A 12,768-nucleotide genomic window follows, 5' to 3' on the forward strand; every position below is an offset into this window, starting at 1 on the left:
CAAAAAAATGATATCGCTTTCTTTTTTGTGAAAGATAGTTATAAAATCTATAAAAACTAGTTATTTTTGTGCGAAATAACTAAATTTAAAATAAATAATCAAAGTTATATTGTTAAAATAAACAATATAACTTATAATTTTAAAAAAACAGAAAATTAGTAAGTTATAAGGGGGATTTTTATTGGAGCAGTTTGTTGCAAGCTTAAATAACGTACTATGGAGTACACCGGTTATCTATAGTTGTCTTGCGATTGGGCTTTTGTTTTCCATTCTCACTCGCTTTTTACAGGTTAGGCATCTAAAAGAAATGGTTAAGCTCATGTTTCAAGGAAAGAGTTCAAAAGCAGGGGTATCATCTTTCCAAGCGCTTGCATTAGCATTATCTGGGCGCGTAGGTACAGGTAACATTGCAGGGGTAGCAACGGCCATTACGTTCGGTGGACCGGGCGCGGTGTTCTGGATGTGGGCAGTAGCTTTCATTGGTGCTTCAAGTGCGTTTGTCGAATCAACACTGGCACAAATCTATAAGGTAAAGCAAGATGGCCAATATCGAGGAGGCCCGGCTTACTATATTGAAAAAGGAACTGGAATGAAATGGTATGGTGTTATTTTTGCGATTGCAGCACTGGTAGCTATGAGCATTTTGATGCCAGGAGTGCAATCTAACTCTATCGCAGCAGGTTTAGACAATGCATTTAACGTTAGCCCAACAGTAACAGCTATCGGCTTAATTATTTTATTAGCTGGAATCATCTTTGGTGGGGTTAAGCGTATCGCAGGAGTAGCTCAAATTATCGTGCCATTTATGGCTTTGGCTTATATCGCACTTTCTTTAGTTATTATTGCAATTAATATTACTGAATTACCCGCGGTTTTTGCCTTAATTTTTAAGAGTGCTTTTGCGTTAGAATCAGCTTTTGGTGGGATTGTTGGTTTGGCTGTTTCATGGGGAGTTAAGCGTGGGATTTATTCCAATGAAGCAGGGCAAGGAACAGGCCCTCACGCGGCAGCTGCAGCAGAGGTATCTCACCCAGTGAAACAAGGTCTTGTTCAAGCATTTTCTGTTTATATCGATACATTACTAGTTTGTTCAGCAACAGCGTTTATGATTTTATTTACGGGGATGTATAACACACAATCACCGGATGGCGCATTTATCGTTTCAAATTTAGAAGGTGTAGAAGCAGGTCCTGGATATACGCAGGCAGCAATTGATTCCTTTATTCCTGGATTTGGAGCTGGGTTTGTAGCGATTGCGCTCTTCTTCTTCGCATTTACAACGATTATGGCGTATTACTATATCGCTGAAACAAACATTGCATATTTAACAAGAGGCAAAAACGGTAAGTGGGCTATGTTTGTATTAAAGCTTGTGTTGTTAGGTGCAACATTCTACGGAGCAGTTAAAACAGCCGATATTGCTTGGGCTCTTGGCGACGCAGGTCTAGGAATCATGGTATGGCTGAACTTAATAGCTATTTTGATTTTGGCAAAACCAGCGCTTGTGGCGTTAAAAGACTATGAAGCTCAGAAAAAGCAAGGGTTAGATCCGGTATTTGATCCAGTGAAGCTAGGTATTAAAAACGCAGACTACTGGGAAACAGAATATAAAAAAGATGAAAATCAAGTTTCATAATTTCAAGCTCACTTTTTCAATCTTTGAAAAAGTGAGCTTTTTTCATTAGAATGACATGTATAATAGTGTGTATTAATGAAGCTAAAGGAAAGAGGAATACGTTATGAAAGAAACAATTATTTCAACCATCGATGAGCTGCAGCAAACGTTTTATGATATTAGTCAATATATTGGAAACAACCCAGAGCTTGGCCATGAAGAAGTAAAAGCTTGTACAGCGCTTACAAATGAGTTAGCTAAGCATAATTTTGAGGTGGAAATAGGGACGTGTGATTTAGCTACTGCTTTTACGGCTGTGTATGATAGTCATAAGCCAGGTCCTTCGATTGGCTTTATGGCAGAGTACGATGCGCTACCGGGGCTAGGGCATGCTTGTGGCCATAACTTAATTGGCACAATGGCCATTGCAGCAGCGATTGGATTGAGCAAAGTTTTGAGTGAGACAGGCGGTAAAGTATACGTATACGGGACGCCTGCAGAAGAAACAACGGGTGGTAAAGTAACGATGGCAGAAGCGGGTGTTTTTAACCATCTAGACGCAGCCATGATGGTTCATCCATATTATTGCCACCAAAAAAGCGGTAGATCACTGGCGATGGACGCTATTCAATTCGAATTTTTTGGGAAATCAGCACACGCAGCAGCAGCACCTCATGAAGGAATTAATGCGTTAGATGCAGTTATTCAAACATTTAACGGGATCAATGCTCTTCGTCAACATGTGAAACCAGATGTCAGAATCCATGGTGTTATCCCTGAAGGAGGCAAAGCTGCTAATATTGTACCTGACTATGCGACAGCGCAGTTCTATGTGCGAGCATCTAACCGAAAGTATGTTAATGCGGTAACAGAGCAAGTAAAAGCTTGTGCACAAGGTGCAGCTTTATCCACAGGAGCACGACTTGAAATTTCAAACTATGAATTTTCATATGATGATATGGTGACAAATGAAGTTTTATCAACAGCTTATACACAAAATCTACAGCTGCTAGGCGTGCCAGCTGAAGAAATTTTTGAGGACCAAGGTGATCACGGTTCATTAGATATGGGAAATGTTAGCCAAGTGGTGCCATCAATTCATCCATATATTAAAATATGTAACGAGTATTTTGTCTGTCATACGCATGAATTTAGAGAAGCGGCTCTCAGTCCACAGGGACAAGAAGCGCTTATTCTTGGGGCAAAGACAATGGCATTAACAGGATATGATTTGCTAACAAAAGAAGAGCTCTTGCAAAAAGTAAAAGATGAATTCTCTAAATGATGTCATGTAATAAAGAGGCTGGGACATAAGTAATTCAGCCAATGATAAACCTGAACGATTGAGAGTTTCTCACTTTTAATCGTTCAGGTTTTTTGGTTGATTGTGAAAACAATGTTGGAAACAGGGTGGAATGGAGCGTAGGACACTCGACTCCTGCGGGAAAGAGAGGGAAAACGGAGATCCCGCAGCGCAGCGAGGAAGCTCAGGTTCCTCCCCGCGGAAAGCGAGTGGCCGTAGCGCAATGGAACGAACGTGTTCAGACAAACCAAAAAGATTGGAACAGCTATTGTTCGTCTCTTAGAAGCAATCATTTTGTTATGTCCCAAACTCTTTTTTGATTTCAGTATCTGGAAGGTGTTAGCATGTTTGAATGCAATAAAAACAGGGTAATATCAGTATTGAAGATAAAAGACAGTAATGTTCACAAAGAACTAATAGAGGTTTTCGTATGATTAAAATTTTAGCAAAAACAAAAGAAGAGCTTTTGACCAACTTAACAATTGACGAGCTACAGGCTCATCCGTCAATTGATTGGTACTGGATTGACTTTTATAACCCAACAGAACAAGAGCAGAAAGCCCTTGAAGAGAAATTTGATTTTCATCCACTTGCCGTCGAGGATTGTTTAACCCAAGGTCAAAGGGCGAAATTCGAAATTTATGATGAACACTATTTTTTAGTATATTATGCGCTGCATAAAGAAGAGTTAGAAAACTTAGAAGTGTCGGCGTTTATTGGAGATAACTTTGTTGTTACGTATCATGTCGATAAGTTAAAAAGCGTAGCTAGAGTGGCAAATCTTGTCGAGAAAGACCCAAACATCGTAGAGAATGATCCGTGGGAAATTATTTATGAGCTGCTTGATCATACAGTTGATGAATACTTTTCAACACTTTACCAATTAGAAGATCAAATTGATGATATTGAAGACAATGCAAAAAATGAAACAATGGATGAACTAATGAGAAATCTATATGATATTCGAAGCGATTTATCGCGAATGCGTAGAATTTTAAATCCAATGCGTGATTTAATTTACCGTATTATGTCCACAAATGCATTAAAAGAAAAGGAACAGGTGCGTTATTTTAATGATATCTATGATCACCTGTTAAATATGATTGAAATCATGAATGCTAGTCGAGATTTATCAAATGATATTCGAGAAAGCTTTATGTCGATTAACTCGGACAGAATGAATTCCATTATGTTTACACTGACGCTGATGTCAGCTATCTTCCTTCCTCTTACATTTATCGCAGGTTTATATGGAATGAATTTCTCCTATATGCCAGAACTAGCTGGTAAATATAATTACTTTATTGTACTCGGGATTATGATTGGACTTGTAGGCGTTATGGTTTTTGCCTTTTACAAAATGGGATGGTTTAAATATCGAAAAGGTCCTAAGTTATAAATATCAATTTGATGGCAAAAGTCTTATCCACATGTGGATAAGGCTTTTTTGGTGTACTATAAAAAGAGAAAGGATTGATGCGAATGGTCAAAGGGCTAAGAATGACGCTGCGATCAATCATCATTTTACTTGTATGTATCGTTGTTTTAATGTCATTATTATTAACCGATTTATTAGTCAGTAACTCAACTGAGGAAAATGTTCGTAATCAAAAAGCTGAGAAAGCAACAGATGTGGCTAAAATTGTCGCAAACTCTAGTGAAGTAAGAAGAGGCTTAGCAGAAGAAAATTCAGAAGATATTCAAGCATATACTAATTCCATTCAAAAAGAGCTAGGTGTATTATTTATTGTGGTCATGAACATGGACGGAATTCGTCAATCTCATCCCAACGAAGCTAAAATTGGAAAACACTTTGAAGGTGGGGATGAAAGAAGAGTCCTAAAAGGTGAACGGTATACGTCGGTTGCAAAAGGGACGTTAGATGAATCACTAAGAGCATTTGTACCTGTTTATAATGAGCGTAATGAACAAATTGGTGCGGTAGCTGTAGGGATTTCACTGGTTCAGGTCGAGCAAGCTGTTCAGGAAGGTCATCGACGCATTTTAATTGGGTCTCTTTTCGGATTATTAGTTGGGATTATCGGTGCTGTCCTATTGGCAACCTACATTAAGCGAACGTTATTTGGTTTAGAGCCATCAAACATTGCCAAAATTCTTGAAGAAAGAAGCATGATGTTGCAGTCAGTGCGAGAAGGTGTTCGTGGAGAACGAATGACGTATGGAACGATTGGTCGCCCTGTTTATGCGTACATTTATAATGAGAAGCAAAAGCATGTATTAAGTAATTACCTATCATAGGAGTCAACGAGCCGCTGCCTGACATTTTCACTTTGCGAGTATATTTTTATAAAAAAACAGGTGTTTTTTTAGTTGCAAACGTTTAACATAAAGGGTAAAGAAATGGATTTAATTGAAGATAAATTACTTTTTTACCCTGATATCATAAACTATAAAAATAATAGGTGGATAAACATTGATAAAAGATACTCGTAAAGCAGCACTGAAAATCGCAGTGATGTACATTATAACGGGAGCCGTATGGATTCTTATTTCTGATAAGTTATCTCGTATTCTTGCTCAAGATAAGTTTGAATTATATATCTTTTTTCAACAGTATAAAGGCTGGTTCTTCATGTTGGCGACAGGTATTATTCTATACGGGTTAGTCTATCGTCGTGCATATTATTTGCTTCAATCACAGGATGAATTATCAAAAAAGGATTATGAACTTCTAACTAGCCATGAACATTATCAATCGTTATTTCAGCATAACCCGGATGCAGTATTTGAGATTAGTAAAGAAGGTCAAGTTCTCTCTACTAACCCTGAAGGTGAAAAAATAACGGGTTATTCAAGATTACAGCTAAAAGGAATGAAGACCTCAGAATTAATCGCTGATGATGATCAAGGCCTTTGTCATGAACATTTTCGTAATGTTTTAAAAGGCAAAAGCGCTAAATATGAATTAAAGATTGTGAACCAACAAGGTCAAGTTCGACTATTAAGAAGCTCATTATTACCAATTATCGTCAACGGCCAAGTAGTCGGCGTATTTATGATTGCTAGAGATATTACGAACTATCGTCGAGATGAAGAGCTTATGATTGCTTCTGAGAAAATGTCTGTAATTGGCCAGCTAGCAGCTGCCGTTGCCCATGAGGTAAGAAATCCGCTGACTTCATTAAAGGGATTTGTACAAGTGATGCAGGCCACAAAGCAAGTGGATGATCGTTACTTAGACATCATGATGGCTGAAATTGACCGAATTAATTTAATTTCTAGTGAAATGCTGATTTTAGGTAAAAAACAGCATGTAGCTTTTGAAGTAACTAACTTAAATGAAGTATTGAAGCAAGTGTTAATCTTAATGGAAGCGCAAGCAAATTTCAATAATATTTCTCTCGTTGCTCATTATGATTCAAAGCGGGACCTGTACGTTATGTCAGATCCTAATCAGTTGAAGCAGGTATTCATTAATATTATTAAAAATAGTATCGAAGCAATAATTAATCAAGGTGAGATTATTGTAACGTTAGCTGAAGAAGAAGGTAGTGCCGTTATTCAGTTTCGGGATACGGGAATTGGCATGAGTAAAGAGAGAATTGAACAAGTTGGCACACCTTTTTATTCAACAAAAGAAGCAGGTACAGGATTGGGACTAGCCGTTTGTTTTAAAATTATCGAGTGTCATCAAGGTCAGATTGAGTTTGAAAGTGAAAAGGGAAAAGGAACATTGGTAACGGTGTCAATGCCTTTAGCTAGTGAGTAGAACATGTAAGGAACCCACCTTTATGAAGGAGGGTTCTTTTTCATTAGTTAATCGATTAAATCACAGACTGTTTACTATCATCTATGAATGTTTTCTTCTTCATTTTTGCTTTGCCACTCCATGATAAATTCGTCCACATACGAAGCAGCTGTTCTACAGGACCGACTTTAAACTTACGTAAATAAAGCAAGCTGGAAACGAGCTGAATGAAATAGATTGTCGTACATAGTGCAATACCTTTAATCATGCCAAATGTTCCGAATTGTCCTAGGCCATATCCATAAAAAATAGTGGTGCAGATAACCGTTTGGAACAAGTAGATAAGCGTTGGTTTGAGAGAATGCTTGATAATATCATTTTTAATGGAATCAAGCATAACCCACCTCACATAACTATTAAGCTATCGATTTCTGTAGAAACAGAATTTATTTCTATAGAAGTGAAGGATGATGGAGTGGGTATGGATGAATCCGTACTAGAAAATCTTTTTGAGCGCTATTACCGAGGCACGAATACAAGTGAAAAAAAGAAGGGTCAGGTCTTGGAATGAACATTGCCAAAGCGATTTGCGAGCTCCATGGTGGCCATATTGTTGTAAGGTCGCCCCTGGTGTAGGGACCGCCATTACAATGAAGCTTCCAATCTTAAGATAGTTCCAAGAAAAGAGCATTGAAAATGCGTTGTTTTGACGCATTTTCAATGCTTTTCTTATGAATACTTACGTGAAGCATTGTATTTCAACGAATCAATAGTGTATCATAGGTGGGACTTCTATTGAAGATGAAACGGATGCTTTAGGCATTTATAATAGATGAACGACAAAGGAGAAAAGATATGAATCAATTTATCGAACAGCTACAGCCGTTCTTGCAAGAAGCGTGGAAGAAGGCAGGCTTTGAACAAGCAATGGCTATTCAAACAAAAGCTATACCAGAAATTTTAAATAAAAGAGATGTAATGGGTGAGTCGCCAACAGGTACTGGGAAGACTCTTGCTTATTTACTTCCAATTTTACATGACCTTAAGCCAGGACCTTCTCATATTCAAGCGGTTATCTTAGCTTCTTCCCATGAACTTGTTATGCAGATTCATGGTGAGATTCAAACATGGGGCCAGGGAAGCGGAATTTCTAGCGCAGCGCTTATCGGTGGAGCAAACATTAAGCGTCAAGTTGAAAAGTTGAAAAAACGTCCTAACCTAATTGTTGGAACGCCTGGGCGCATTCAAGAGCTGATTAAAATGAAAAAAGTGAAGATGCACGAAGTAAAAACGATTGTCATTGATGAAGCTGACCAGCTGTTTGTACCTGAACATATTCAAACAGTACAAGGTATTGTTAAAATGGCCCCAAGTGATCGTCAGCTTCTCGTGTTTTCAGCAACGCTATCACAGCATACGCAAACATTAGCTCAGGAATTAATGAATGATCCTCTTTTCGTTCAAGTAACCCGAGATGAACTTCCTGCTCCAAAAGTTGAGCATATGTATATCGTAAGTGAAGGTCGAGATAAAGTAGAAGTACTTCGTAAGCTTGCGCATCAGGGACCAATGAAAGCTCTAGCTTTTTTCAAAGGGATTGAAACGTTATCTATTTTTGAAGAAAAGCTAAAATTTAAAAAGCTGAACGTAGGATCGCTTCATAGTGAAACGCGAAAGCTTGATCGCTCAAAGGTGTTAACGTCATTTCGTAAAGGTGAGTTTCCAATCTTATTAGCAACGGACGTAGCTGCACGTGGTCTTGATATTAAAGAGCTTTCACATGTTATTCATGTGGATATTCCTCAAAGTGTTGAACAATATGTACACAGATCAGGGCGTACAGGAAGATCAGGAGCTGAAGGAACGGTCATTTCACTTGTAACGGAGCGTGAAGAGAGAGAACTAAAACAAATTGCCCGTGAGCTAAAGATTAAGCTGGTAAAGAAAGAACTATATATGGGTGAAATTGTAGCCGAAGGAACGAAGCAAGAGAAACGAGAGAGCTACAAACCAAGAAAGAAGACAAACAAAAAAACATATCAGCATAAACAGACTAAAAAGAAGTAATCCTTTTATTTCCTTCTTGAAAAGAATTTTTGTTGTGATAAAGTAATAAGAGTTTAAAAAGCAACGCCTACAAGCTAACGGGCGTTGTTTTATTTTGGGTAAAAAATCATATAGATACATTATCCTATTATTGAAAATAGTTTAAATGATGCATTTCGTTTTGGATAACCTTATTTTAACATTACTTTAAGAGACTTCTAATAATAAAGGAATAAGGACGTGGGATATTTTGATTGATGCAATGGATGACTTCTTTGGCGATATGGATCGTAATAGGAAGCGAATGGAATATAATCGAGATGTTGAAAAGCTTGAGCTGTATTTGGAGACGGTACAACAAATTATTAATCAATTTGAAGAAACGCTATATGCCCTTCAGAGTGCTCATCAACAGTATACTTCTGAATGGTCTGGCCGTTCGAAAGATTCTTACGAGAATGTTAATAATGAAATCCTACAGGCAGCTTATCGTTTATATGACGTTCGAGATGAGTTATATCGTTCATTGCATCACGAAATGTCAAGACTAAGAGAAGAAGCAGAGGCTATTTAGTAAACTTTTAATATAGGAAAATGGAAAATATCCATGGGAAAGAGGGTGTACAAATGGAAATTAAAGTGAACTTCGAAGACTTGGAGCGATTTTCAGAGCGCATTAAGCACTCGAGAGGAGAAGCGGATGATGCTTTGCAGCGTTTAAGTTGGGAATCTACGAATCTGCACTTTTTATCGGTAGCTAACGTTGAGTCTATTCTAAATTTGCAAGAGGAAATCCAGCAGATTATTGGGAAAATTGAATCATTAACTGAAAGTGCGTATACGCTCGTTAGCGAAACAGCTGAAAAACTAAAAGAAGCAGATGAGCTATCTGGCGGATGGACAGAATTTTGGAGCAACGTGTGGGATGGGGCTACAACAGGGGTTAAGGATACATGGGAAGGCGTTAAGTCTATTTCAGAGTGGGAAACCTTTGAAACAATGCGAGCTGAAATTACTCACCCTTTAGAGACGCTCGACATGATGTGGTCATCCCTTTCAAATTCATGGGACGAAAAAGTAGCGCACGGTGATTTGCATACCCGTACAGAGTTTTTTACATACGGTGTTATTCAAATGGGTTTAAGCATATTAGGTGGTAAAGGCATTCAAAAAACAGAAGAAGGAACAAACGTAGCTCAGCATAGCGATTTTGCAGGGAATGAATGAAGTGATAAATATTGCGCTCTTTATGAAAAACCTTAACGTAGACTGATCGCTACGGTGTTACAAATAGAGAAACATGCGATTTAATTTATGAAAAATTTGTACAGCTTGAGGTGTGATAAGGTCAAATGAATAAACGAGGAACATACGGTTTGTACGAAAGGCAGTTAACTAGTCAACAGGCTTCTCGGATAAAACCATTTAACGACTTAGAAAATATACAGCATGGAACTGAAAAATATGGGTAGTTCTTTTAATGCCTTAGAAAAAGCTTTAATTGAAGCAATGAAAGATAATCGAGAAATTGGCCATTTTTATGAAGAGCTAATGAAAAGTGAACTGTTATGTATCGAAGTATCAGGAAATGAACAGTCTGTTGATTTTTACAAGCGTGTCCGAGTAATGGAAAAAAATCAAAAACTATATTTACCTGCCTTTTCATCTTATTATCCATTCCAAAAGATGCTATCAAAAGAGAAGGCTGCGGTCATTAAATTTTCTGATTTATTGCAAGAGATAAACGATAATACGGCGATTTTACTAAATCCAGATACTCCACTTTCGAAACTACTTATTCCAGAAGAGTTAAAAATGCTAAAAGAAAATAAGAATCTTTTTAACTATTTTTCATCGTAGTAGAAGCTAACAAATTTCATATTAATTGTTAGCTTTTTCTGTATGATAAATGAATATATTTCCAATATATAGGTATAATTGTCTCTGTTTATGTCATATTTACTGTGATAAAATTCATTGTTTTATGAGGTTTATTGTCATTTTTTAGAGGTATACGTAGATATATATTCTTATTTTTTCTAGTTTTTACAAGTTCTCTTTGACCTTCAACCCTATTTTTTCTTACAATTAAAGTAAATCTATAACGATACATAAGGAGAGAAATCGATGTCAGGAATCATTCGTGTTACTCCAGCAGAACTTCGTGAAATGGCTGCTCGCTATAATAATGAAAGTGGGCAAGTTCAAGACCTAGTTGGTCGCCTTGATATGATGAGAAATCAGTTACAAGATATGTGGGAAGGTTCTTCTAGCCAAGCATTTATCGCTCAATATGAAGAGCTAAAGCCATCTTTCGTAGAAATGTCGAATCTGTTAAACAAAATTGCTAAACAGCTTGATGATTCTGCAAACGTTCTTGAAGATACAGACAACCAAATCGCTAGCCAAATTCGCGGTTAACTTGCTCATATAGAGAGTGATAAGATAAAAAGAGCGCCCCATTTTTTTAGATGACGGCGCTTTTTCTATGTTTTGAGGTGAGATCATATGTATATTGAAGTGACCATCGATCTAAAACACTATACGGGTGAGCGGTTTGATTTAAGACTATCAGACTATCATTCTGTAAAAAAAGTGATTGAAATTGCATGGCAAGCTAAAAAAATTTCAAGCACACCAAAAGAAGGATATTGGGTTCGCGTTCCAAATAAAAACCTAGTATTTGCAGGCCATCAAAAACTAAATGAATGTGGCATTTCGAGCGGTGATTGCATTGAAATTCTTTGAAGGAGCTTACTAAAATGGCAGAAAAGAAACCAACTTACTTAGAAAGCTTATTGGAAGCGTCTATTATTCGTGACAAAGAAGAAGGCTATACATTTATCTTCCAAAAAGAAAAGATAAAGCTAAATGATGGCATAGAAGTTGATATGTTAAAAGAGATGCACTCGGACTTCACTCGTGAAATCATCGTAAGTGAAGACGAGCTTCACGTGAAAATTCAGCCATCAGAAGCGTTTGTTCCATTTTCTTTTTTTAAGAAAAAGACGGAAGAACAAAAGTGGCAGTTTGCTTATCAACTTGTAAAATCTATACAAAATCATAGTTTTACAAGGTTTCATCTTGTGGTTTGTCCAGAAAACTTAATGTTTGACGCAAGTTTAACACCTGCTTTCTTACACTATGGAATTAAAGAAAGCATTCCACCATATGAATATGATCCGGCTCGTGAGCTAGTGGAAGTAAAAGCGACAATTGCTTCACTTGTTGATTCCAAATATAGCTTTATTCAGTATTTAAAATTGCATGAAACGATTCAGCTATCAGAGGTTGCTTCTAAATTAATAAATGCTGACGACTTAAATGAGCTTTTAACTATTATTAGACAACAGCTAACGACAGTAGAAGAAGTGCGAAAAACAGTTGTAAGCGTCCCGAAGAAAAAGTGGACCATCTTTCGCTTTACATCAATTGGCGTAACGGTGCTCTTAGTTCCTGCTTTAATTTATACGTTTTATTCCACGTTTTTTTTACAGCCAAAGCAAGAGGCATTCGTGAGTAGTAATGAAGCTTTTTTACAGCAAGAGTATAGTGGGGTTATTGAGCAGCTGGAAGATTATAAAGTAAAAGAAATGCCCAAAGTTGTTCAGTATGAGCTAGCTCTAGCTTATTTAACGAATGAGTCATTAAGTGAAGAACAAAAAGAAGTCATTCAAAATACGGTTACGCTTCAATCAGACGATAAATATTTAAGCTATTGGATTCATATCGGTCGAGGTGAAAATGAGCAGGCTTTAGAAGAAGCACGCTTATTAGAAGATCGAAGCTTGATTTTATACGGTCTTTATAAATATGAACATCAGTTAAAAGCAGATGAAAGTCTTGCAAGCGATGAAAGAAAAGAGAAATTAGATCCAGTTCAAAGTGAAATTGAAGAGCTTGAATCACAGATTGAAGAAGAGGAAAAGCAAGCTGAAGAGTCAGCTGAAAATGAGCAGCAGGAGAACCAAAAGCAGTCTGAGCCTGCAGATAATAAGCAGTCTGAAAAAGAAGTTGAGCAAAATAAAGATGACAAAGCAGATGAAAAGCCTGCTCCTAACTCAGATTCGCCGGATAAACCAGCATCCTAGGAGG

The 12,768-nt window shown here is 37.3% G+C and carries 14 protein-coding genes; 13 read left to right on the plus strand and 1 reads right to left on the minus strand.

Features of this window, described 5'->3' with window-relative positions; translation table 11 throughout:
- The first annotated feature begins 181 nt into the window (after positions 1-181).
- From MKZ18_RS01870 to MKZ18_RS01890, 5 genes are all read left to right on the plus strand, one after another.
- On the plus strand, positions 182-1,636 hold the full coding sequence (locus tag MKZ18_RS01870; protein ID WP_061786456.1) for an alanine/glycine:cation symporter family protein: 1,455 nt from the start codon (positions 182-184) through the stop codon (positions 1,634-1,636).
- 103 nt (positions 1,637-1,739) lie between these two features.
- Positions 1,740-2,900, plus strand: a complete 1,161-nt coding sequence (locus tag MKZ18_RS01875) for a M20 family metallopeptidase (RefSeq protein ID WP_061786455.1) — start codon at positions 1,740-1,742, stop codon at positions 2,898-2,900.
- A 448-nt stretch (positions 2,901-3,348) separates the two neighbouring features.
- On the plus strand, positions 3,349-4,317 hold the full coding sequence (gene corA / locus MKZ18_RS01880; protein WP_340842962.1) for a magnesium/cobalt transporter CorA: 969 nt from the start codon (positions 3,349-3,351) through the stop codon (positions 4,315-4,317).
- 77 nt (positions 4,318-4,394) lie between these two features.
- Entirely contained in the window at positions 4,395-5,177 is a 783-nt protein-coding gene (locus MKZ18_RS01885) for a hypothetical protein (RefSeq protein ID WP_340842961.1), read from the plus strand.
- A 175-nt stretch (positions 5,178-5,352) separates the two neighbouring features.
- Positions 5,353-6,648, plus strand: a complete 1,296-nt coding sequence (locus tag MKZ18_RS01890; protein ID WP_341344484.1) for an ATP-binding protein — start codon at positions 5,353-5,355, stop codon at positions 6,646-6,648.
- Positions 6,649-6,703: 55 nt separating this feature from the next.
- On the opposite strand, the gene MKZ18_RS01895 is transcribed toward MKZ18_RS01890, so the two are convergent.
- Positions 6,704-7,024: a DUF418 domain-containing protein gene (locus MKZ18_RS01895; protein WP_082802744.1), complete on the minus strand. Its 321-nt coding sequence runs from the start codon at positions 7,022-7,024 to the stop codon at positions 6,704-6,706.
- Between MKZ18_RS01895 and MKZ18_RS01900 the strand changes: the two genes are divergently transcribed.
- The 8 genes from MKZ18_RS01900 (at position 6,989) to essB (ending at position 12,764) form a co-directional block, all read left to right on the plus strand.
- Positions 6,989-7,198 carry a sensor histidine kinase gene (locus MKZ18_RS01900; RefSeq protein ID WP_313958283.1) on the plus strand — a complete coding sequence of 70 codons (210 nt, stop codon included), beginning with the start codon at positions 6,989-6,991 and terminating at the stop codon, positions 7,196-7,198. The genes MKZ18_RS01895 and MKZ18_RS01900 overlap by 36 nt on opposite strands.
- A gap of 284 nt (positions 7,199-7,482) precedes the next feature.
- Positions 7,483-8,694 carry a DEAD/DEAH box helicase gene (locus MKZ18_RS01905; protein WP_076512845.1) on the plus strand — a complete coding sequence of 404 codons (1,212 nt, stop codon included), beginning with the start codon at positions 7,483-7,485 and terminating at the stop codon, positions 8,692-8,694.
- A 229-nt stretch (positions 8,695-8,923) separates the two neighbouring features.
- Positions 8,924-9,247: a WXG100 family type VII secretion target gene (locus tag MKZ18_RS01910; protein WP_225002181.1), complete on the plus strand. Its 324-nt coding sequence runs from the start codon at positions 8,924-8,926 to the stop codon at positions 9,245-9,247.
- Positions 9,248-9,300: 53 nt separating this feature from the next.
- The gene (locus MKZ18_RS01915) at positions 9,301-9,900 is read left to right on the plus strand and encodes a hypothetical protein (protein WP_138117452.1); all 600 of its coding nucleotides are present in this window, start codon (positions 9,301-9,303) and stop codon (positions 9,898-9,900) included.
- A 222-nt stretch (positions 9,901-10,122) separates the two neighbouring features.
- On the plus strand, positions 10,123-10,533 hold the full coding sequence (locus tag MKZ18_RS01920; RefSeq protein ID WP_234561914.1) for an SseB family protein: 411 nt from the start codon (positions 10,123-10,125) through the stop codon (positions 10,531-10,533).
- Positions 10,534-10,800: 267 nt separating this feature from the next.
- Positions 10,801-11,094: a WXG100 family type VII secretion target gene (locus MKZ18_RS01925; RefSeq protein ID WP_025907560.1), complete on the plus strand. Its 294-nt coding sequence runs from the start codon at positions 10,801-10,803 to the stop codon at positions 11,092-11,094.
- An 87-nt stretch (positions 11,095-11,181) separates the two neighbouring features.
- The gene (locus MKZ18_RS01930; protein ID WP_025907558.1) at positions 11,182-11,421 is read left to right on the plus strand and encodes an EsaB/YukD family protein; all 240 of its coding nucleotides are present in this window, start codon (positions 11,182-11,184) and stop codon (positions 11,419-11,421) included.
- Positions 11,422-11,435: 14 nt separating this feature from the next.
- Positions 11,436-12,764: a type VII secretion protein EssB gene (essB, locus tag MKZ18_RS01935; RefSeq protein ID WP_340842959.1), complete on the plus strand. Its 1,329-nt coding sequence runs from the start codon at positions 11,436-11,438 to the stop codon at positions 12,762-12,764.
- Positions 12,765-12,768 lie beyond the last annotated feature (4 nt).

The organism is Priestia sp. FSL W8-0001, assembly GCF_038050335.1.
Taxonomy (GTDB): domain Bacteria; phylum Bacillota; class Bacilli; order Bacillales; family Bacillaceae_H; genus Priestia; species Priestia flexa.

Coding starts and splice junctions, on each gene's coding strand:
- MKZ18_RS01875 (WP_061786455.1), top strand. CDS start 1,740: ATGAAAGAAACAATTATTTCAACCATCGATGAGCTGCAGCAAACGTTT.
- corA (WP_340842962.1), top strand. CDS start 3,349: ATGATTAAAATTTTAGCAAAAACAAAAGAAGAGCTTTTGACCAACTTA.
- MKZ18_RS01885 (WP_340842961.1), top strand. CDS start 4,395: ATGCGAATGGTCAAAGGGCTAAGAATGACGCTGCGATCAATCATCATT.
- MKZ18_RS01900 (WP_313958283.1), top strand. CDS start 6,989: ATGCTTGATAATATCATTTTTAATGGAATCAAGCATAACCCACCTCAC.
- MKZ18_RS01895 (WP_082802744.1), bottom strand. CDS start 7,024: ATGCTTGATTCCATTAAAAATGATATTATCAAGCATTCTCTCAAACCA.
- MKZ18_RS01905 (WP_076512845.1), top strand. CDS start 7,483: ATGAATCAATTTATCGAACAGCTACAGCCGTTCTTGCAAGAAGCGTGG.
- MKZ18_RS01915 (WP_138117452.1), top strand. CDS start 9,301: ATGGAAATTAAAGTGAACTTCGAAGACTTGGAGCGATTTTCAGAGCGC.
- MKZ18_RS01920 (WP_234561914.1), top strand. CDS start 10,123: ATGGAACTGAAAAATATGGGTAGTTCTTTTAATGCCTTAGAAAAAGCT.
- MKZ18_RS01925 (WP_025907560.1), top strand. CDS start 10,801: ATGTCAGGAATCATTCGTGTTACTCCAGCAGAACTTCGTGAAATGGCT.
- MKZ18_RS01930 (WP_025907558.1), top strand. CDS start 11,182: ATGTATATTGAAGTGACCATCGATCTAAAACACTATACGGGTGAGCGG.
- essB (WP_340842959.1), top strand. CDS start 11,436: ATGGCAGAAAAGAAACCAACTTACTTAGAAAGCTTATTGGAAGCGTCT.